General features: G+C 45.9%; 20 protein-coding genes. 11 read left to right on the top strand and 9 right to left on the bottom strand.

What is annotated here, in order from left to right; all coding sequences use genetic code 11:
* Positions 1 to 21: 21 nt before the first annotated feature.
* Positions 22 to 753: an NUDIX hydrolase gene (locus RA156_RS08060; RefSeq protein ID WP_306644065.1), complete on the bottom strand. Its 732-nt coding sequence runs from the start codon at positions 751 to 753 to the stop codon at positions 22 to 24.
* A gap of 162 nt (positions 754 to 915) precedes the next feature.
* On the opposite strand from RA156_RS08060, the gene pfkA reads away from it, so the two are divergent.
* From pfkA to RA156_RS08030, 6 genes are read left to right on the top strand one after another with little or no spacing between them, the layout of a single operon-like run.
* Positions 916 to 1899 carry a 6-phosphofructokinase gene (gene pfkA / locus RA156_RS08055; protein WP_306644064.1) on the top strand — a complete coding sequence of 328 codons (984 nt, stop codon included), beginning with the start codon at positions 916 to 918 and terminating at the stop codon, positions 1897 to 1899.
* 19 nt (positions 1900 to 1918) lie between these two features.
* Positions 1919 to 2905 (top strand): type I glyceraldehyde-3-phosphate dehydrogenase, encoded by a 987-nt coding sequence (gap, locus tag RA156_RS08050; RefSeq protein ID WP_306644063.1) that lies wholly within the window; start codon positions 1919 to 1921, stop codon positions 2903 to 2905.
* Positions 2906 to 2922: 17 nt separating this feature from the next.
* Positions 2923 to 3792, top strand: a complete 870-nt coding sequence (locus RA156_RS08045; RefSeq protein ID WP_306644062.1) for a BadF/BadG/BcrA/BcrD ATPase family protein — start codon at positions 2923 to 2925, stop codon at positions 3790 to 3792.
* Positions 3789 to 4202, top strand: coding sequence for a methylglyoxal synthase (locus RA156_RS08040; protein WP_306644061.1), 414 nt, complete (start codon positions 3789 to 3791; stop codon positions 4200 to 4202). The genes RA156_RS08045 and RA156_RS08040 overlap by 4 nt, the downstream gene beginning before the upstream one ends.
* A 12-nt stretch (positions 4203 to 4214) precedes the next feature.
* On the top strand, positions 4215 to 4868 hold the full coding sequence (gene pgmB / locus RA156_RS08035; RefSeq protein WP_306644059.1) for a beta-phosphoglucomutase: 654 nt from the start codon (positions 4215 to 4217) through the stop codon (positions 4866 to 4868).
* 10 nt (positions 4869 to 4878) lie between these two features.
* A complete protein-coding gene (locus RA156_RS08030; protein WP_306644058.1) occupies positions 4879 to 7149 on the top strand; it encodes a family 65 glycosyl hydrolase domain-containing protein in 2271 nt (756 codons plus the stop codon).
* Positions 7150 to 7194: 45 nt separating this feature from the next.
* On the opposite strand, the gene RA156_RS08025 is transcribed toward RA156_RS08030, so the two are convergent.
* From RA156_RS08025 to RA156_RS08010, 4 genes are all read right to left on the bottom strand, one after another.
* Positions 7195 to 8238, bottom strand: coding sequence for a hypothetical protein (locus tag RA156_RS08025; RefSeq protein WP_306644056.1), 1044 nt, complete (start codon positions 8236 to 8238; stop codon positions 7195 to 7197).
* Between the two features lie 115 nt (positions 8239 to 8353).
* A complete protein-coding gene (locus tag RA156_RS08020) occupies positions 8354 to 9121 on the bottom strand; it encodes an exodeoxyribonuclease III (protein ID WP_306644055.1) in 768 nt (255 codons plus the stop codon).
* A 33-nt stretch (positions 9122 to 9154) separates the two neighbouring features.
* Complete coding sequence (locus RA156_RS08015; RefSeq protein ID WP_306644054.1) at positions 9155 to 10198, bottom strand: GNAT family N-acetyltransferase; 1044 nt, start codon at positions 10196 to 10198, stop codon at positions 9155 to 9157.
* 58 nt (positions 10199 to 10256) lie between these two features.
* Positions 10257 to 11669 carry an aldehyde dehydrogenase family protein gene (locus RA156_RS08010; protein WP_306644053.1) on the bottom strand — a complete coding sequence of 471 codons (1413 nt, stop codon included), beginning with the start codon at positions 11667 to 11669 and terminating at the stop codon, positions 10257 to 10259.
* Positions 11670 to 11726: 57 nt separating this feature from the next.
* Here RA156_RS08010 and RA156_RS08005 point away from each other — a divergent pair, with 57 nt between their 5' ends.
* Positions 11727 to 12716: a metallophosphoesterase gene (locus RA156_RS08005; RefSeq protein WP_306644052.1), complete on the top strand. Its 990-nt coding sequence runs from the start codon at positions 11727 to 11729 to the stop codon at positions 12714 to 12716.
* Positions 12717 to 12719: 3 nt separating this feature from the next.
* Here the strand turns inward: RA156_RS08005 and RA156_RS08000 are convergent, their stop codons facing one another.
* The 3 genes from RA156_RS08000 to RA156_RS07990 all read right to left on the bottom strand — a co-directional run bounded on the left by RA156_RS08000 (position 12720) and on the right by RA156_RS07990 (position 15495).
* On the bottom strand, positions 12720 to 13712 hold the full coding sequence (locus RA156_RS08000) for an SPFH domain-containing protein (protein WP_306644051.1): 993 nt from the start codon (positions 13710 to 13712) through the stop codon (positions 12720 to 12722).
* A gap of 1 nt (position 13713) precedes the next feature.
* The gene (locus tag RA156_RS07995; RefSeq protein WP_306644050.1) at positions 13714 to 14157 is read right to left on the bottom strand and encodes an NfeD family protein; all 444 of its coding nucleotides are present in this window, start codon (positions 14155 to 14157) and stop codon (positions 13714 to 13716) included.
* Between the two features lie 78 nt (positions 14158 to 14235).
* Positions 14236 to 15495, bottom strand: coding sequence for an NRAMP family divalent metal transporter (locus RA156_RS07990; protein ID WP_306644049.1), 1260 nt, complete (start codon positions 15493 to 15495; stop codon positions 14236 to 14238).
* 59 nt (positions 15496 to 15554) lie between these two features.
* On the opposite strand from RA156_RS07990, the gene RA156_RS07985 reads away from it, so the two are divergent.
* The 3 genes from RA156_RS07985 (at position 15555) to RA156_RS07975 (ending at position 18519) form a co-directional block, all read left to right on the top strand.
* A complete protein-coding gene (locus RA156_RS07985; RefSeq protein ID WP_306644048.1) occupies positions 15555 to 16034 on the top strand; it encodes an Mpo1 family 2-hydroxy fatty acid dioxygenase in 480 nt (159 codons plus the stop codon).
* 2 nt (positions 16035 to 16036) lie between these two features.
* Positions 16037 to 17101, top strand: coding sequence for an isoaspartyl peptidase/L-asparaginase family protein (locus RA156_RS07980; protein WP_306644047.1), 1065 nt, complete (start codon positions 16037 to 16039; stop codon positions 17099 to 17101).
* A gap of 71 nt (positions 17102 to 17172) precedes the next feature.
* The gene (locus RA156_RS07975) at positions 17173 to 18519 is read left to right on the top strand and encodes a tol-pal system YbgF family protein (protein WP_306644046.1); all 1347 of its coding nucleotides are present in this window, start codon (positions 17173 to 17175) and stop codon (positions 18517 to 18519) included.
* Here RA156_RS07975 and coaE read toward each other — a convergent pair.
* The gene (coaE, locus tag RA156_RS07970; RefSeq protein ID WP_306644045.1) at positions 18509 to 19099 is read right to left on the bottom strand and encodes a dephospho-CoA kinase; all 591 of its coding nucleotides are present in this window, start codon (positions 19097 to 19099) and stop codon (positions 18509 to 18511) included. The two genes, RA156_RS07975 and coaE, sit on opposite strands and share 11 nt — an antisense overlap.
* A 76-nt stretch (positions 19100 to 19175) precedes the next feature.
* Between coaE and rpe the strand changes: the two genes are divergently transcribed.
* Complete coding sequence (rpe, locus tag RA156_RS07965; RefSeq protein WP_306644044.1) at positions 19176 to 19829, top strand: ribulose-phosphate 3-epimerase; 654 nt, start codon at positions 19176 to 19178, stop codon at positions 19827 to 19829.
* Positions 19830 to 19927 lie beyond the last annotated feature (98 nt).

The following is a 19927-nucleotide window of genomic DNA, read 5'->3' as shown; positions in this document are numbered from 1 at the left end:
AGGAAAGGTGTAAGATGTACACTATTCCTCTTTCACGTTGTCATTGGCATCCCGATCAAATCTGAAGAGCTGTGCAGGCTTATGTAGCACGCCTTGTTGCTTCTCATCAAGAGGAATGACTTGATCCATTTTCTTGATGTTCTTACGGAAGTTTCTCTTGTCAAGCTTCTTATCCAGAATGGTCTCATAGAGGGTCTGAAGCTGGCTAAGAGTGAATTTCTCAGGAAGAAGTTCGAACCCGATGTGTTTCGTTGTTAATTCCTGGCGAAGAACAGCAATGGCTTTGTCGACAATGTCGTTGTGGTCAAAGGCCAGTTCTGGTACGTCTTGAATGTCAATCCACTTCGCATTACTAGCAAAAGAAGAGGCTTGCGGAACGTAATCATCCATCTTTACAAGCGAGTAGTAAGCCACCGTGATTACACGGCGTTCAGGATTTACGCGGAAGCTGCGCAGCCATTCCTGATCTTTCAGGTCGCTTACTCGATTTGGATCACCAAAAGCATAGAATTGCTTCAGGTAAATTCCCTCGAGGGATGTCAATTCTTTTAATACTCGAGCGGCACAGGCGTCGAGACTTTCACCAGCGTTCATGAGATCACCAGGTAGGGCAATCTGAAGTAAGTCTGGATTCAGATTTCCTGAGTCAGGAAGCTTCTGATCGATGAGTAGCAATTTCAATTGCTCACCATCAAATCCAAACACTACACAATCAACGCTGATATCAACTTGTGAGTTCGTAAGGTGTGTCATTGTTGAACTTAGCGTATGCGAAGATATAAAAGTCTAAATGAAGCTAAAAGACCAGAAATAGGAAGGGTTAGCAATCATATTCGAAGGTGTTTTTGACTACATTTTCGAACAAAAATAGCGAGAAAGTGTAAAAGTTACACTAACTTAGCAAACCCTTATCCAATGATGATGAGCATAAAGAAAATTGCAGTCTTAACTTCAGGTGGTGATGCACCAGGTATGAACGCCGCGATTCGTGGTGTAGTTCGTACAGCTGTTTTCAATGATATAGAAGTCGTAGGTGTGTTTCAAGGCTACGACGGGTTGATCAAAGGAGATTTCAAACGTCTTAATGTGCGTTCGGTAGCCAAGATTCTTGGTCGTGGCGGTACCATTTTGAAATCTGCGCGATCGGAAGAATTCAGAACGAAAGAGGGGAGAGCAGAGGCTTACCGTCAGTTGAAAGAACACGATGTGGATGCGTTGATCACCATTGGTGGTAACGGTACGTTCACTGGGGCGAAGATTTTCAATGAAGAGCATGGTTTCCCTGTGATGGGAATTCCAGGAACCATTGATAACGACCTCTACGGTTCGGATAATACCATTGGCTTTGATACGGCGACAAACACAGTTGTTGAAGCGATCGACAAGATTCGTGATACCGCCAATAGTCACAACCGTCTATTCTTCGTGGAAGTCATGGGACGAGATTCAGGTTTTATCGCATTGCGTGCAGGTTTGGCTACTGGTGCCATTGCGGTCATGTTACCTGAAGAAGAGATGAGCATTGATGAACTCATCGCGATTCTTGATAAAGGAAAGGCAAGTAATAAAACAAGTAGCATCGTCATCGTAGCTGAAGGTGATGCCAACGGTGGTGCATACGAGGTTGCCAAGAAGGTGACTGAGAAGTACGAGCAATATGAAGTACGCGTAACAGTACTCGGACACATCCAGCGTGGGGGTGTTCCTAGTGCTTGGGACCGCGTGTTGGCCAGCCGCATGGGCGTGAGCGCAGTAGAAGGCTTGCTTCAAGGAAAATCAAATGTGATGGTGGGAGTTCAGAACGATAGAGAAGTCTTCGTTTCACTGGCTGAAGCCATCGATAGTAAAGCAGAAATGAATAAGGAAGAGATCCGCATGTCTAGGATCCTCTCTATTTAAACCAAGGAAACTTATACCAATGAAAAAAGTAGCGATCAACGGATTCGGCCGCATCGGCCGTCTGAGCCTTCGTCAGTTGTTGAACAAAGAAGGTGTAGATATCGTAGCGGTGAACGACCTTACTAACGTGGACGTGCTAGCTCACCTTTTCAAGTGGGACAGCATTCACGGGAAATTCGAAGGAGAAATTTCGGTTGACGGGAATGATTTGATCATCAACGGTGACCGTATCAAAGTATACAGCGAACGCAACCCTGAAAACTTGCCTTGGGCAGAACTTGGTGTTGACGTTGTGATCGAATCAACGGGTGTATTCCGTGATCGTGAAGGAGCTGGAAAGCACCTCACAGCTGGAGCGAAGCGTGTTGTTATCTCAGCACCTGCGAAAGGTGATATCACGACGGTAGTTCTTGGAGTGAATGAAGAAGTTCTCTCTCCTGAAGACAACATCGTGTCAAACGCAAGTTGTACAACGAACTGTTTGGCTCCAATGGTGAAGGTATTGAACGATACTTTCGGAATTGAGAAAGGATACATCACCACCATTCACGCTTACACTGCTGATCAAAGCATTCAAGATGCACCACACAGCGACCTTCGTCGTGCACGTGCTGCTGCCTTGAGTATGATTCCTACATCAACTGGAGCTGCATCTGCAGTAGGGAAGGTTCTTCCTGAAATGAAAGGGAAACTTGACGGACGAGCTGTGCGTGTCCCAACTCCAGATGGATCGATCACAGATTTCACTGTGATTTTGAAGAAAGACGTTACCGTTGAGGAAGTTAACGCTGCAATGAAAAACGCGGCTGATGGACCATTGAAGGGAATCCTCGAGTACACCACAGAAGAGTTGGTATCCGTAGATATTGTAGGAAATACACATTCTTGTATTTTTGACAGTTCCTTGACCTCGGCGAATGGAAATCTTGTGAAGGTTTTCGGTTGGTATGACAATGAAGCAGGATACGCTTCACGTGTTGCTGACCTTGTGGTCAAAATGGGATAACTGAACCTCTTACGATAATGATCCTTATAGCAGATAGCGGCTCTACCAAGTGCGATTGGTTGTTGATTGATAAGTCGGGCGAACACCTCGGTGAGTACAAAACCATGGGCTTGAATCCATATTTCCATTCAGCGGAAGTAGTGGAATCAACGCTGCGTGACAATGCAGAACTGCTCAAACTCGCCGATAAAGTCGAGCACGTGTTTTTCTACGGTGCCGGAGCATCTACTCCGAACCTCATGAATATCATGACCAGCGGAATCAACGCGGTATTCACCAATGCGCAAGTGGTCGTTGATCACGATTTGGTAGGGGCTGCCTACGCTGCCTATGATGGTGAGCCTTGCATTGCAGCCATTCTAGGAACAGGATCAAATTCTTGCTTCTTCGACGGCAATGAGGTTCGTGAAGAAGTACCAGCACTTGCGTACATTCTGGGGGATGAAGGTTCTGGTAGCTGGTTTGGGAAGCAACTACTTCGTGAGTACTTCTACAAGCAGCTTCCGCAAGATTTACGTTGTTCTTTCGAGCAGGAGTTCAATGTGAGTAAAGACGATCTTGTAGAGAAAGTGTACAACAACCGTCATGCGAATGTATGGTTAGCTGCTTTCATGCGTTTCGTTGGTAAACACAACGATCATCCACATGTGCAGAATTGGGTGACTGATGGCATTCGAGAATTTGTGAAGGTGCACATTAAGTGTTTTCCAGAGCATACGTCTGTCACTACGCACTTTATTGGTTCTATTGGATACTACTTCAATGATGTCTTGACTCGTGTTTGTAAGGAAGAGGGTGTTATCTTAGGCGAAGTGATTAAGAAGCCAATCCATCGCTTGGCTCAGTTTCACGTTGACTATCTTATCCCTCAATTACAAGGATCATGACCAAGAAGATTGCCTTAGTAGCCCATGACAATATGAAGCCTCAACTTGTCGAGTTCATGAAAGAACGAGAAGACTGGTTTTGGGGACGTGAATTGGTAGCTACAGGGCAAACTGGTGAATTCCTTGAGAAAGGAGAGTTGAAGATTTCGTTGACGCGTTTGTTGCCAGGTAACCAAGGTGGTTATACGCAGATGACTGCGCTGGTAGCGAATGGAGAAGTGGAAATCGCATTCTTCTTACGAGACCCTGAAATTGTTCAAGATTACGAAGATGAAGTTGCAGACTTTATCCGTGAATGTAATCGCAAAAACGTTCCGCTAGCTACTAACCCGGCTAGCGCCGAACTATTGATAATCGGATTGATTCGAAAGGAAGCGGCTGAAAAAGCGCGCGACCGCATGCATTCTTAAGGCTTAAATGAAATGATCAAAGCTTGCATTTTCGACATGGATGGAGTCATTGTGGACTCCGCCAAATACCACTTTCTGGCCTGGAGAAGACTGGCCGCTGAATTAGCAATTGATTTTACTGAAGAGGAAAACGAAGGTCTCAAAGGTTTGAGTCGCGTTGACAGCTTAGAAAAGATTCTTCTTAAGGGCGAACTGCATCTGGATAATGATACCAAGGTTGCGCTCATGGAGAAGAAGAACAGCTGGTACCTCGAATATATTGAAGGCATGCAGCCAGAAGAGGTTCTTCCTGGCGTGCGTGAATTCCTAGAAGAATTGAAGGCCAACGATATTCGCATTGCCTTAGGTTCAAGCAGTCGCAACGCACCTCGCATTCTAGAGGCCGTTGGCTTGACTTCATTTTTTGATTCCGTAATCGACGGAAACAAAGTGACCTACAGTAAACCTGACCCTGAAGTTTTCCTTTTAGGGGCCAAGGAAGTAGGAGTAAAACCTTCGGAAGCTGTTGTGTTTGAAGACGCCCAAGCGGGCGTGGCTGCTGGTAAAGCTGGAGGCTTTTACGTAATCGGATTAGGAGAGGCTGATGTCTTAGATCAGGCTGATACCGTACTGCCGAACTTAGAGAATTTCACCCTGGAGCGTCTGCAATCGCTGATGGTCCACTGATTTATTTCCCATGATAAAGTATTTGAAAGAGGATGCATGGAAAGTCATTGAAGAAGGCTTCCATCCTGAATACCAACGCAGTTCAGAATCGATCTTTTCAATTGGAAATGGTCATTTTGGACAACGTGCCAATTTTGAAGAGAACTACGGTGCTGACTCTTTGCAAGGAAGCTACGTGGCTGGAATTTACTACCCAGATAAAACTCGTGTAGGTTGGTGGAAGAATGGCTACCCAGAGTATTTCGCAAAGGTGTTGAATAGCACCAATTGGATTGGAATCAGAGTGGTGATTGATGGAGAAGAGCTCGACCTATCTCAAGCGAAGGTGGTTTCTTTCCAACGTGAGCTTGACATGCAACGTGGTTTGCTATCGCGTGTTTTCGTTGCTGAGCTTTCCAATGGTAATCAAGTAGAGGTGAATGCTGAGCGTTTCTGTTCTATGGCAGATAATGAGTGTGCGGCCATTCGCTATTCATTGAAGATGGTGAAGGGAAATGCGGCGAACGTTGAAATTCGCTCTTACCTCGATGCCCAAGTGGTCAATGAAGATTCGAATTGGGAAGCAGGTTTTTGGAATCCTCTTGCTTCTCACGCTAGCGCGGAATTGATGTACGTTGGAGCGCAGACGAAGAAGACTGAATTTGAGCTCGGGGTGGCGGCGAAGACCACTATTTCCAATGATTCCAAGTTCAAGACGCTGACTGAGCAATTCTATGCTGAACAAGCGTTTGATCTCGCTATCGCGGAAGGGGATACGATAACAGTGGAGAAGTTCGTTGGACTGGTAAATTCCATGAACTACAACAGCGGAGAGCTTCAATCAGCTGCAGAAAAAGCTGCGGAGAGAGGAGCTACAGCAGGCTATGAAGCCATGCGTTCCGCGCAAGCGAAAGCATGGGAAGACATATGGTCAACTGCAGATATTCAAATCGAAGGAGACATCGCAGCACAGCAAGGAATTCGCTTCAACATCTTCCACTTGAACCAGACTTATACTGGTGAAGATGCCCGATTGAATATCGGACCTAAAGGATTTACAGGAGAGAAATACGGAGGCTCTACCTATTGGGATACTGAAGCCTACTGCCTTCCATTCTACTTAAACACGCACAATCAACGTGTTGGACGTCAGCTCTTGGTATACCGTTATGAACAGCTTCAGAAAGCTATTGAGAATGCTGAAAAACTCGGCTTTACGAATGGCGCAGCGCTCTACCCAATGGTAACCATGAATGGGGAAGAGTGCCACAATGAGTGGGAGATCACATTTGAAGAGATTCACCGAAACGGAGCCATCGCCTACGGAATCTATAATTACGTGCGCCACACCGGCGATCGCGCTTACCTCGCGGAATACGGATTTGATGTTCTCCTAGGGATCGCACGCTTCTGGGCGCAACGATTCAATTGGTCTGAAGACAAGCAAGCGTATGTGATGCTTGGGGTGACAGGACCCAACGAATACGAGAACAACGTCAACAATAACTGGTATACAAACTACATCGCTCGTTGGTGTATGACATATACCTTGAAAGTGATTCTTTTCTTAAAAGAGAACCACGCCTCAGCATATGCTGATAAGAAGGCGAAGTGGAATTTCGATGAAGAGAAGGAGACGAAACAATGGGCTTCCATTGTAGAGAATACTTACCTACCTCAAATGAAGGATTCTGAGATCGTTCTTCAGCAAGATGGGTTCCTCGACAAAGAGTTGTTGTTAGTGACCGATCTGAAAGATGAAGAACGTCCGATCAACCAGCATTGGTCATGGGATCGAATTCTACGTTCTGTCTTCATCAAGCAGGCAGACGTGTTGCAAGGGTTCTACTTCTTTGAGGAGCACTTTTCAAACGAGCAACTCGAGGCGAATTTTGACTTCTACGAGCCTCGTACAGTGCATGAATCGAGCTTGTCTCCGTGCGTGCACGTTGTACTTGCGGCAAAGCTAGGTAGAGAAGAGAAGGCGTATGAGATGTACCTCAGAACTGCTCGTCTTGATCTCGATGATTACAACCACGAAGCTTACCAAGGTCTCCACATTACTTCCATGGCTGGAACATGGATGGCCGTGGTAGAAGGATTCGGAGGGCTTCGTGTGAAATCAGGAGAGCTACATTTGAATCCAATGCTGCCTTCGCTATGGAACAGCTACAGCTTTAATATCAAGTTCCGCGATAGCGATTTGAAAGTGACGGTAGATAAAAATGGAACGAAGATCACCAGACTGAAAGGAGATCTCGATCAAGTGAAAGTCAACGGCGAATCCATCGCCTTAGCATAAAAAAAGGTCCTCAAACGAGGACCTTTTTCATTCTGTAATATCTTCTTAATCGCAGGTCTCAGTATAAACTGAAAGGAAGACTAGTAGGTCTTCTACACCGACGGTTCCGTCATCATTGAAATCTGCATTCTCACAATCAGACTGCGGACATCCACTGATTTCACAGCTTCCGTCATCATTGGTTGCGGCAGGGTTGTAGTTGCTTGCCTGTTCATAGGTACATCCTAAGACTTCGTCTTCGTCGCAAACGCCGTCACCATCAAAATCATTGAGGCAATTTCCTTCGCAATCAAATGGAGCCTCAGCATAGGTGCAGCTGGCGTCGTCTAGATTCGCTGCAGGATCGAAGTTACAAGCGGTCTCATCTGTACATCCTTCAACTGGATCTTCTACAATCACTTCAATGAATACCTCACCAAGCACAGTTCCTGCTTGATTTTCTAAACGTAGCCCAAGATCATAAACTCCAGGGTTCAATGGGTCGAACAAGAGCGCGTCAGCACCAGCTAAACCAACCCAGAAGCCAAATCCGAGGTTCTCAGAGCCTTGGCGGAATGAAAGCTGGTCTTGATTCAATTGATCTAGAACGTCAGATAAAGGCAGTTCATAAGGCGTTGCTTGACCTTCAGAGTCGAGGGGATCAAAATCGATAATGATAAACGCTTCGAGGTCTTCGAATGTGTAATCCCCGAGGTCAAAACTGTAAATGAAGTCCCAAGTGGCGATACCTACATCAGGAGTTGGATCAAAAAAGCTTGTTGGAGAGTATCCAGAGTAAGCAACGTACTCATTGTCGTTCACAGGGACAATGTCTTCTATGAATCGGCGGTTTACTTTGATGCCAAACTGGATATCACCGTGATCAACAATGGCCGCATGTTCGTTGCTGATGCCCGTGCCTACTTCGATATTGGCATCAAAGGTGGCATCATAGGAAGTAGTAGAGAGGAATATCTCGCAGCTTCCATCATCTAATTCAGCAGCTGGATTGTAGTTCACTGCCCAGATATTGGTACATCCAGGAGTTTGAGCACCTGCGAGCAGCGTCAAGCCAAGCACCGCGAGGAATGTAGTAAGCAAGTTTTTCATGGTTATAAGTTAGGACGCACATTGGTCGAGCACGTCACCCAAAGGTAGCGAAAAAGCTAGGGCAGAAAGCGTCAGTTTGTGTTGATGCTTTCAGAATCAACACCTTAATCTGAGTTTAGCTCAGCTCGATCCCAATCGGACAATGGTCAGAACCTTCCACCTCGTCTCGGATGAACGCATCAGTCACACGATCAAGGATTTGGGTGCTGGCCAGGAAGTAATCAATACGCCAACCAATATTCTTAGCACGCGCATTCGCACGGAAACTCCACCAAGAGTATTGCACTTTTTCCGGATGCTTGTGTCTGAAAGTGTCTACATAACCTTTGGAAAGCAGATGGTCTAAACCGTCAATTTCATCTTGTGTGAAGCCTGCTGATTTATTGTAATTCGAGTCAGGACGAGCAATGTCGATACGTTCGTGGGCCACATTCAAGTCACCGCAGATGATTACGGGTTTGTTCTTCTCCTTTTCAGCAACGAATTCAGCGAATGCTTTGTCCCATTCTTTGCGGTAGGGTAGGCGCTTCAGGCCGTTTTGGCTATTCGGAGTATAAACTGAGATCAAATAGAAGTCTTCGAATTCAGCGGTGAGTACACGTCCTTCTTGGTCATGTTCCTCAATCCCGATTCCTGAAATCACATCCATCGCTGGAATACGAGAAACGATAGCCACACCACTGTATCCTTTCTTTACCGCGGAGTTGCTGTAGACGTTATAGCCTTTCAGTCCTTCTAAGGCCTCAAGCACTTGATCATCTTGGGCTTTAGTTTCTTGAAGACAAATGATTTCTGGTTCAGAAAGGTCTTCGTACACTGTATTGGCAAATCCTTTCTTAACTGCTGCTCGAACGCCATTGACGTTCCATGAATAGATCCTCATAGCTGAAATTGAGGAACTAAAATTAGGGGATAATTAGCTCTGGAAGTAAATCAGGAGTCCTTTTAGTTCAGGAGTTACGCACAAGAATTCAGTAACCATCAGGAGTTGCATGCGGTAACTGTCGTTCGAGTTGAATTCTTGGCTGGCTTCCATGTTAATCAAGTGCTCGTAGTTCGGAGCTTTGACTACTGTAGCCGCAATGAATGCTTCTTGATCAAGATCAAATGAGATAATGGTCTTGAACTGCTTCTGGTTCACGATTTCCAGATAGGCCGGATACTTGAGGAACTCAGCATTGAGGTAACCAACATAGCCCATCGAGAACAGCGGGTAGAGCACCTCTTTGTATTCAATCCTAGCCTCATCAAGCAAAGCTTTCGCTTCTTGAAGCTTTCTCCTGAAGTGAGAAGCCTTCGTCAAATCGGCATCGAACTTTTCATACTTTGACCAGCGCTGGTTATCGTTGTAGTATTCGAATTCTCCGAGTCTGAGTTTATAGTTGAATTGGCTCGGCTGATCAAGGACGTAGCCAGGGTAGTACCACTTAAAGCCCAGCTTCGAGGCGATTTCAATCTCTTTCAGCATGGTGTAATAACCAAGACTGAATGAATTGTAATCTTCGTCGTAAAGGCCAAGCAAACTAGCCATCGAGTTTTTCCCAAAGTCAAAGAAGCTCACCGCAATCAGCTTGTCTCCATCATAGACACAAATTTCTCGTGTATCGAATACCGTTTGGTGAAATCCGCTGTTCAGATAGTCGTTGAGCGTAGGGTGGATGAAGCCTTTGAACTTCTTCTTCTGCTGCTGGTAGAGCGCTTCTTTATTTGCATTGGTTTGCGCCTTTCCGTAGGTGACGATGAATTCGCGTTCTACTTTACGCACCACTTTGCGTTGACCTTTTCTAAGTTCAAACTTGGGGAGATTGAGTCGGATGTTGACCACAGAGTAGACGTCTTCCTCAAGACAGAGTAAATCCATCTTGTAGAGCATAACTGATCCACGGAACCAGCCTGAGGCAAGGAAAGAGTCATAGCGCGCAGGTGCTAACCTTTGCGGGAAGTAAGTTTGGACAAGCATCTCAAAAGGCCAAGGTGCCGGAAAGTTAACAATTTATTTTGACCATTGTTAATAACTCCTAGAAGCGCCGGATCATCAAGTCAATCAACCATTGTGCACGTTTACCATAAGGAGGTTGAACGAGCTTCGTGGCATTCCACTTCCAACGCTGTTTCACGAAGCTTCGCAGATTTGAGAATTCATTAAAACCGAACTCTCCGTGCCCTTTTCCGATGCCGCTTTGATTCAATCCTCCGAAGGGTAGGTTAATATGCCCGAATTGAACGTAAGTTTCATTCCATGCGCTGCTTCCAGCAAGGGATTGATCGAAAAAGAACTTCGCGAACTCCTTTGACTTTGAGAACACATAAAACGACAGCGCACGCGGATTTCTATGAATAATTTCGAGCGCTTCTTCTTTCGTTCTATAGCTAAGAATAGGAAGCAACGGACCAAATATCTCCTCTTGCATAATGAGCATATCCTCGGTCACATTAGTCAGAATGGTAGGAGAGAAGCGAAGCCGGTTCCGTTCATGAACTCCACCATCTTCAATCAGGGCACCTTTTGTTTTCGCGTCCTCTAGCAGCCTCAACATATGATCGAAATGACGCTCATGAATCAAGGATGATAGGTCACCGTTGTTCATCGGATCAGGATAGTATTTACCCAATGCGCTGCGCAGTCCGTTGACTAGTTCTCCTTTGATCTTCTCGTCTACAAGTATGTAATCCACAGCAACGCATGCTTGTCCGTTGTTCAAAAGCTTTCCATGAATCAATCGCGAGATGGTATCATCAAGGTTGGTGCGATGGTCTACAACCGCCGGGCTTTTGCCTCCAAGTTCCAACGTGACACTGGCTAAATTCTTAGCTGCGGCGCCCATGACATGCTTTCCAATTTCAGGTCCGCCTGTAAAGAATACATGGTGAAAAGGGAGGTTCGTCAAGTGAATGCTGACCGCCACTTCACCATTAACAACCGCTACGTGATCTTCTTCAAATACTTCGCCTAGAATCTCTTTCATCAAGGCGCCGGAAGCGGGAGTGCTCTCGCTGGGTTTGAGAATGACGGAGCACCCAGCGGCAATCGCAGAAATCACTGGGCCTAAACTCAGATTGAACGGGAAATTCCAAGGACTCACAACCAATGCTTGACCTTTCGCTTCTGGCTTCATCCAAGCCTTGGTACCAATCATGGCAACCGGTGCAGGAACTTTTCGGGTTGACGCCCATCGATGTAAGTGCTTGATCGCATGCCGCAATTCAGATACCACGGGGTATACTTCTGAAAAGTCGCTTTCAAAAGCAGGTTTGTTTAGGTCTTTCGCTACCGCGGAAGCGATTTCTTCCCGATGGCTGAGCACCACTTTCAATAGACGCTTCAAGTCTTGTTTACGGTCATTGACGCTTCTACGACCGATTTCACGGTACCGAGCCTGCTGCATTTTGAATACCCGATTAGCGTATTCTATAACTTCCTCATCACGCATACTACCAAGGTACAAAACTTCGCTTCGAAGGGGAGGACAAAATGATACCTTTGAGCCATGCCCAGCAGACAACTCACGCATCTCGCTTTATCGGCAGTTCGGAAACGAGCGCCACATGTGGTTCGTGATGTAAAATCCATTCGAATGGTTTTGTTCTCAGATCACCATCGGGGAAGGAGAGATAAGGCAGATGACTTCGTTCAATGTGAGAAGACCTACCTCTCAGCATTGGGCTTCTATGCAGAGAATAATTACGAACTCGCCTTGCTTGGTGATGTAGATGAACTCTGGGAAAACCCGCTTACCGTTTCTAGAGATTATTACCCAGATGTTCTGGACATGGAGCGTACGTTCTATCTGGAAGATCGACTCTTTCGAATTTGGGGGAACCACGACGACTTCTGGCGTGAACCCATCGTCTTCGATAAGTACCAGGGCGAATGGTTCAAAGGACTGAAAATCACTGAAGGTTTGCGCATCATGCTCAATGATGGAGAGAAAGCCGTAGGCGAGTTTCTTCTAGTTCATGGGCATCAAGGCTCGATTGGTAGTGATCGATTTTCGACAATCTCACGCTTTTTCGTACGTTACCTCTGGCGATGGTTTCAAAACGTGGCGAATTGGAAGCTGACTTCTCCAGCCACAAATCTTCGTATGCGTTCGAAGACCGACAAGCTCTTGTATGAATGGGCTCAAAATAAAGAAGACCTTGCCATTATCGCAGGGCATACCCATCAACCAGTATTTACTTCACGTTCGCACCTTGATGTGCTCGATGAGTTGATCAAAGAGACGCACAATAAGACAGAGGCGAAGATGGCTGAGCGAATTCGAGAAGATTTGGAGGACGAGGCTACCCGAATTGAAACTACTGGCTATCGTCGTCCTTGTTACTTTAACACAGGGTGTTGCTCGTTTTCAGATGGCGATATCACCGGCATTGAAATTATCGAAGGCCGCATTCTTTTGGTCAGATGGAGCGAAGTGACCAAAAAGAAAACGGTGCTTATGGAAGCACCGCTTTCTGATCTATTCAATATGTTGTGAAGTCTACTTGTTCATCTCAAGCAATTCTTTGATGCCTCCTACAGAGCCCATGAGGCCTGAAGCTTCGTAAGGCATAAAGACCACTTTTTGCTGGCCGTTCTGACCATCCATGATCTTCTCGAGAGTCTCAATGTATTTCATTGCGATCAAGTACTGAGTAGGGTCAGCTTTCGTGTCAGCAACCGCTGTAGCAATCTTCTGAATCGCTTCTGCTTCTGCTTCTGCAACACGAAGTCGTGCGGTTGCTTCACCCTCTGCACGAAGGATCTTCGCTTGTTTCACACCCTCTGCTTGGTTGATGTCTGCACCTTTACGTCCTTCTGCTTCGAGGATTTGCGCTTTCTTCGAACCTTCCGCGTCGATAATCTGTGCACGGCGATCACGCTCGGCACGCATCTGCTTCTCCATCGCTTCTTTAATGTCACGAGGAGGGTTGATGTCTTGAAGCTCTACACGGTTGACCTTGACACCCCATTTGTTGGTGGCTTCGTCTAGAATAGCACGCAGCTTCATGTTAATCGTGTCACGCGAGCTCAAACAATCATCAAGATCAAGTTCACCGATGACGTTACGAAGTGTTGTTTGCGTCAGCTTCTCAATCGCGTTCGGTAGGTTATTGATTTCATAAACAGATTTGAGTGGATCTACGATTTGGAAGTAGATCAATGCGTTGATTTCAGTAACAACGTTATCTCGGGTAATTACGTTTTGTTTCGGAAAGTCAAATACCGTTTCACGAAGATCAATACGATCCTTCATCTGAATCGAAGCAAATTTTCTTCCATCCGCTGTTTGGCGAAGGGTTCTCCATGTACTTTTGCGTGGTTGGTCGATGAATGGGATGATAATATTGATTCCGGCAGCAAGTACTTTGTGGAACTTACCGAAGCGCTCAATGACCATTGCTTCGGATTGCTTGATAATACGCAATCCTTTTCCAATGAGGACTAATACAAATAGACCAAAGGCAATGGATATTACTAATAGTGGTGACATGTTAAATAGGTTTTACGATCAATGTATTACTCTGTACTTCAAGGATTTCGACGATGTCTCCAACCTTTAAATCAGAGGCTTCTTTGGTAACGGCCATCCAGTCGTCTCCATCTACTGCGACGCGTCCTTTCAGTAGGCCGGTGTCGAAGGCTTGAGAGACTTTTGCACGTCTTCCGATCAGTGAATCAACGTTCGTTAGTAGTTCATTTTTACGGAAGAGACGTTTCAATGCGAACGGACGCAAGAAGAAGAAAGCCAAAGCCGCAACAATAGAAGCTGAGAAGAGCTGAATCTCAATTGAGTCGGTAACTGCAGAGGCTACCATTCCTCCAAGGGCTCCAATAGCCAAACAACCAAGAATGAATCCTGGAACGAATACTTCGATTACGAAAAGAAGAAGACAAGCTGCCAACCAGTAATGCCAAATGTCAAAGTCGATGTTCATAGCGGTGATAAAGGTAAAGTATAGCTCCTTGAATCAGAACTGTTCCTGTTAAAGTACGACGAAATAGCTCCGAACGGTCTAAGAAAGTGCCAAAAGGTAAATGAAGGTGAAGACCGTTAAAAAAGCCACCCCGAAGTATGCTAGTACTTTCAACCAAGTTGGTGGTTGGCCCTCTTTTCCCAATTCCTTGGTGACCAAATACAGATTGGCTCCAGCAATGACAGGTGCGATCAAGAACGAAATAGTGGTCGCCAAATCGACAAGAGATTTAAGGTTACCACCAGCGAAGATGACGATGCCAATCGTAATGATAGCCGTGATGAAGACACACCAGCGATAGGCTTTGGCAGGGTTGAGCTCTTTGTTTGAGTCGGCTAGAATGATTTCACCGACTTTTTCAGCAGAACGGGCGTACCCGTCGAACACAGCGATGCATGTCCCAAACATGATACTAAAGCCAGCTGCTGAGATCAACCATTTGCTCCATCCTCCCATGACTTCTGTATATAGCGAAATGACCCTTCCTGCGAAGGCCCCACTCTTGGCGGGCATTTCTTCTGGAGTTCCATATATCAGGAAGGCTCCAAGGGTGATAAAGCAAATACTGAGTAGGGCAGAGATCAAGTACCCCGTATTGAAATCTAGCAGCGTTTCCTTGAGTTTGGGTTGGTAGCCGGTCTCTTTGATACGCTCAAGCGTCCATAGACTATTCCATGTCGATAGATCTACAGCAGTGGGCATCCAACCCATTAAAGCAATCACGAAGAGAAATGCGTTCTCATCGTTGATGATATCTGGAGAAACAAAAGGGATTTCGCTAGCACTTGCCCCTTTGATTAAGACGGCAACAAAAGCGATGAGTGTTGTGATGAGCAGCACACTTCCGATGATCTTGATGAGTTTGTCGAGGGTTTTGTAGCCACCACGCATCAGAACGGAACTAATGATAACCACCAAAACAATGGTGGCGATGTGCATGACATTCGCTCCTTCAAAAAAGGTCTCCAGCATGAAGAGCTGAGAAAGAAAACCAACCGTTACTGCTGTCACGGCTGCTGTCACCAAGAACATAGAACCGATGGTAACAACAACGTATGCGTAGAACATCCAATGCCCCATCTTGCGATAGCCATCGATGATACTGGTTCCACTCACGTTGGCATACCTCGAACCGAATTCAAAGAAGGGGTATTTCATAAGGTTCGCCAGCACCACAGCCCACAGCAATCCGAATCCATAAACGGCTCCTGCTCGCGTTGACTGCACCAGGTGTGAAACCCCGATGGCGGTAGAAGCGAATAGTATACCTGGTCCTATGACCTTCAGAAGTCGGTTCATGCCGAAAATGTACGAAGTACACTAGATTTCTTAACTTATCGCTAACCAAAAAACTCACTATGCCAACAATGCAAGAGTGGCTCGACGCCTACGGAGAAAGCCACACCAATCCAACGAACAAGCTCTTTCACTGGCTTTGTGTACCCACGATATTTGTGACCCTTCTGGGCTTGTTATCATTGATTCCATTCAGCATTCCGGCTCTTGAAGGAACAGGGTGGGAGCCCTACATCCATTTCGGTACCGTGTTGATCATCGTGGGTATCGTGTTTTACGTCCGTTTAAGCACGGTGATGACGCTTGGGATGTTAGCCGTTTCAGCTCTTTCACTCTACATTGTCAAATTGGTCAACTTGAATTTCGCTGAGAACGCATGGATGGTTTTCCTTGGAGGATTTGCAGTCGCATGGGTAGGCCAGTTTATCGGACATAAAATAGAAGGGGCGAAGCCTTCTTTTCTAGATGATTTGAAGTTTCTACTCATCGGCCCAGCTTGGCTCTTAAGCTTCATCTTCCGTAAACTAGGTATCTCGTATTAACCATGAAGAAAACACACCACCCACTCTCATTCTCCTTCTCATTCTCCTTCTCCTTCTTATTCTTCCTATTCCTCTTCCCGTTCCTCTTCTCGTGTAGTAACGATACAACCTCACCAGCAGCTGAGGAGCCGAAACCACAACCAACCCAAGCTGAATGGGCCATCGCTATTCATGGTGGTGCGGGGCATATTTCTCGAGAATCTATTGATAGCCTAACGGCGGAACGCTACGCTTCTTCATTGGAGCGTGCCATTTCACATGGTATTTTGATGCTGGAAAATGGTGCTGAGTCTGTTCAAGTAGTGGAAGAGGTGATTCGCATTATGGAAGATGATTCCCTATTCAACGCAGGTAAAGGAGCGGTATTTACGAGTGAAGGAAGGAATGAACTTGACGCCTCGATCATGCGTGGCTCCGATAAGAATGCCGGAGCAGTAACAGGACTCACCCAGATCAAGAATCCAATCAGCGCAGCACGCATGGTCATGGATAGTTCAGAGCATGTCTTCTTCAGTGGAGAAGGCGCCACACAATTCGCTTTGCAGTATGATTTAGATACAGTTCCACCATCTTACTTCAGAACAGCGAAGTCTTGGAATCGCTACAAGAAAGTGAAGGAACGTTCCCTCGTGGAAAAAGAAAAAATGGGAACCGTAGGTTGTGTAGTGCTAGATAAGAACGGAGATCTCGCTGCCGGTACATCGACTGGAGGAATGACCTGGAAGAAGCACGGTAGAATTGGCGATAGTCCAATGATTGGCGCCGGAACTTATGCAGACAATGAGACCTGCGCGGTCTCATGCACAGGTCATGGTGAGTATTTCATTCGCACGGGGGTGGCTCACGAGATTTCGGCTCAAATGAAACATGGGGGTAAAACACTTGAAGCCGCAGCACATGATGTTATTCACCAACAATTGACTGAAATGGGAGGCACCGGGGGCATTATTTCAGTCGACGCCCAAGGAAACATATCGCTCGTATTTAATACCACAGGGATGTTCCGCGCTAGCGCTTCATCAAAAAAGCCGCTAGAAGTAGGCATTTTCGGAGATGAAGAAGAGTAAAATATCTCCTGTTCAAGCCTTAACTTTGCAAATGGTACAGTGATTGTATTCACTATTCCAAACTCTGGCTTATGCGTATTACGCTACTCTTACTTATTGCCCTTTCCTTAACAGCGTGCCAGGGCTACAAAAAGTCTATGGCCGAGGCTGAGCAATACCGCACTGCCGGTATGCATCTAGAAGCGTTGGACCGCTTTGAGGCCATCTACAAGGAAAATCCAAAGAAGGTTGAGGCTCACATTCAGTTGAAAGAGACGGCCACCTTCGTCATGAATAAATACTACAGCGAAGTACAGCTATTGATTGGTCAAGGAAATTACCAATCAGCGTTGAACGCGCTAGATCGTGCTGAAGATTTCATGTCAAAGTACCAGTGGTTAGGATTGGAAACACCTTTCTATGCCGCAAACTTGCGTTCTGAAGCGAGATACAAACTAGGGCAAAGCTACTTCGTACGCGCTCAGCAAGCGGTAGAAGCGGAAGAGTGGGACGATGCAGAGATGTACGCTTACCAAGCGCGCAAGTACGGTTTCAGAGAAAAAGAGCTGGACTACCTCGAAGTCATGATTGACATCGTACCAACATTTCGAAAAGGGTTAAAAGCGAAAGAGCTTGGCTTGTACCAAGATGCTTATGCCTACTTCGAGGAAGTAAGCGAAATCGATGCTGACTTCAGCGACGTGTTGCTTCATATGGATGAATGTTTGGAGAAATCATCTTTCACCATCAGCTATCTACATGCAGGTGGTCATCTAAAAGCGAACCGTGACAAGGCCATTATTACAGGGGTAAAGGAAGAAATTCTATCTCTTGACAATCCGTTTATTCGTGTCGTATCAAGAGATGATCTCGATGTGATTCTCGATGAGCAGATGAATTCAATGACTGGGGCTTTTGACGAAGATATCATCGTAGAAGCTGGAAAGCTTCTCGGGGCAGAGTTTCTCATTGTAGGTGAATTACTGAACTCAGAGAGTCAGGTGAGTCCTGTTTCTCGTGTGCGTAAGAAAGGATATGAAGGAAACACTGTCATTGCGAAGAAGGTAGAATACACCGAAAAGTCGCAGACCGTAAAACACATTGTAAGTTACCGCTACCATTTATTGGACGCGGAAACAGGGGAGGTGCTAGCGGCTGAGAATATTCCGTACACCTTTGAAGAGAACCACACATGGCTTGATTACTCTGGAGATCCAGATCAATTGTACCCTGGTCAATGGAAATACAAACTGATTCTATCAGCGACTGACGCCGTAGACCTGGATAACGCAGCGAAGCAAGATATCATGGAAAAAGCACGTCGCAGACCATTGAAAGTAAGCGACCTCGAATTGGAGCAACGCTTTATTGAGTTTATCTCTCAAGAAGTAGCCAACAAGGTCGATCGCCTTGCTTGGGAGCGAAAGCTTACCCCGTAATCTTTTCGATGATCTGGTTGACCTGAGGAATGAGCAGGTCTCCCAGGTTGTTTGTAATGATAAAGTCAGCCTTCGCCTGTCGCTGATCGTCTGTCCATTGCTTGGAGATTCGATCTTCAATCTGTTGACGAGTGGAGGTGTCTCGAGCAATGGAACGCTCAATTCTCAATTCTTCCGAGGCATTCACGGTGATGACCGCATCGCAGTCTTTATAGCTTCCGCTTTCGAAGAGAATCGCCGCTTCTCTTATAATGCAAGGAGCACGTTGAGCACCCAACCAATGTTGAAAGTGACGAGCTACTGCTGGGTGCACGATCGCGTTTAAGGCTTGCAGCCGTTCCGCGTTAGCGAAAACAACTGAAGCGAGGTAAGCTCGGTCTAACTGACCTTCTTTATAAACCTTCTCCCCAAACTCTTGGATGACCTGTTCCTTCATGACAAGGTCAGTGGTGTACAAATCTTTGGCGTGATCGTCTGCCTTATATATAGGTATGCCATGACATTCGAAGATTTTGGCAACGGTAGACTTACCACTGCCGATACCTCCGGTCAATCCAATGATTTGCGTTGGGTTGTTCATTAAAGCGAAGATACTGTGAAATACTCGCGTTGGTCTTTAGAGGAAAGAATATCACCTTTGCAAAAACCATTTGGCCATGTCGCACATTATCGCTCCTTCAATGTTAGCCGCAGATTTCGGAAACCTCCAACGTGATGTTGAATTGGTAAATGAGAGTTCTGCTGATTGGTTTCACATTGATATTATGGACGGTGTGTTCGTGCCGAATATCTCTTACGGGATGCCCGTATTGGCTGCGATTCAGAAGCACGCGAAAAAGCCCCTAGATGTTCACTTGATGATTGTAGATCCTGATCGCTACATCAATGCATTCCGTGATTTAGGTTCTGAGATCTTGACGGTGCACTATGAAGCATGCACTCATTTGCATCGCACAGTGCAAGCAATTCATGCTGCTGGGATGAAAGCAGGCGTTGCTTTGAACCCACATACACCGGTGTCAGTATTGAACGATATTATTCAAGATTTGGATTTAGTATTGATCATGAGTGTGAACCCTGGTTTTGGTGGACAGAAATTCATTGAGCGTACCTACCAGAAATTAGAGGACCTCAGTTCTTTGATTTCAGCGAATAATACCTCTTGTATTGTTGAGGTTGATGGGGGAGTAGGACCTGGGAATTACAACCAACTTCTTGATCATGGGGCACATGCGTTGGTAGCGGGTAGTGCCGTTTTCAAGGCAGAAGATCCGAAGGCCACGATCGATTTGATGAAAACCCGTCAATAAACGACGAGCACGTTCTGTGCTTCGACGAATTGCATTTTTCTTGCGATAAACTGTCGTCAGTTGTAGATAATTTTGTATTTTTGCACGACTATCTGCGC

It is taken from the genome of Sanyastnella coralliicola, assembly GCF_030845195.1.
GTDB lineage: Bacteria > Bacteroidota > Bacteroidia > Flavobacteriales_D > Sanyastnellaceae > Sanyastnella > Sanyastnella coralliicola.
This window is presented reverse-complemented; position numbering and strand designations above follow the sequence as displayed.

Bases quoted from the DNA above. Each gene is read 5' to 3' on its own strand.
- RA156_RS08060 (WP_306644065.1), bottom strand. From the start codon at position 753: ATGACACACCTTACGAACTCACAAGTTGATATCAGCGTTGATTGTGTA.
- pfkA (WP_306644064.1), top strand. From the start codon at position 916: ATGATGATGAGCATAAAGAAAATTGCAGTCTTAACTTCAGGTGGTGAT.
- gap (WP_306644063.1), top strand. From the start codon at position 1,919: ATGAAAAAAGTAGCGATCAACGGATTCGGCCGCATCGGCCGTCTGAGC.
- RA156_RS08045 (WP_306644062.1), top strand. From the start codon at position 2,923: ATGATCCTTATAGCAGATAGCGGCTCTACCAAGTGCGATTGGTTGTTG.
- RA156_RS08040 (WP_306644061.1), top strand. From the start codon at position 3,789: ATGACCAAGAAGATTGCCTTAGTAGCCCATGACAATATGAAGCCTCAA.
- pgmB (WP_306644059.1), top strand. From the start codon at position 4,215: ATGATCAAAGCTTGCATTTTCGACATGGATGGAGTCATTGTGGACTCC.
- RA156_RS08030 (WP_306644058.1), top strand. From the start codon at position 4,879: ATGATAAAGTATTTGAAAGAGGATGCATGGAAAGTCATTGAAGAAGGC.
- RA156_RS08025 (WP_306644056.1), bottom strand. From the start codon at position 8,238: ATGAAAAACTTGCTTACTACATTCCTCGCGGTGCTTGGCTTGACGCTG.
- RA156_RS08020 (WP_306644055.1), bottom strand. From the start codon at position 9,121: ATGAGGATCTATTCATGGAACGTCAATGGCGTTCGAGCAGCAGTTAAG.
- RA156_RS08015 (WP_306644054.1), bottom strand. From the start codon at position 10,198: ATGCTTGTCCAAACTTACTTCCCGCAAAGGTTAGCACCTGCGCGCTAT.
- RA156_RS08010 (WP_306644053.1), bottom strand. From the start codon at position 11,669: ATGCGTGATGAGGAAGTTATAGAATACGCTAATCGGGTATTCAAAATG.
- RA156_RS08005 (WP_306644052.1), top strand. From the start codon at position 11,727: ATGCCCAGCAGACAACTCACGCATCTCGCTTTATCGGCAGTTCGGAAA.
- RA156_RS08000 (WP_306644051.1), bottom strand. From the start codon at position 13,712: ATGTCACCACTATTAGTAATATCCATTGCCTTTGGTCTATTTGTATTA.
- RA156_RS07995 (WP_306644050.1), bottom strand. From the start codon at position 14,157: ATGAACATCGACTTTGACATTTGGCATTACTGGTTGGCAGCTTGTCTT.
- RA156_RS07990 (WP_306644049.1), bottom strand. From the start codon at position 15,495: ATGAACCGACTTCTGAAGGTCATAGGACCAGGTATACTATTCGCTTCT.
- RA156_RS07985 (WP_306644048.1), top strand. From the start codon at position 15,555: ATGCCAACAATGCAAGAGTGGCTCGACGCCTACGGAGAAAGCCACACC.
- RA156_RS07980 (WP_306644047.1), top strand. From the start codon at position 16,037: ATGAAGAAAACACACCACCCACTCTCATTCTCCTTCTCATTCTCCTTC.
- RA156_RS07975 (WP_306644046.1), top strand. From the start codon at position 17,173: ATGCGTATTACGCTACTCTTACTTATTGCCCTTTCCTTAACAGCGTGC.
- coaE (WP_306644045.1), bottom strand. From the start codon at position 19,099: ATGAACAACCCAACGCAAATCATTGGATTGACCGGAGGTATCGGCAGT.
- rpe (WP_306644044.1), top strand. From the start codon at position 19,176: ATGTCGCACATTATCGCTCCTTCAATGTTAGCCGCAGATTTCGGAAAC.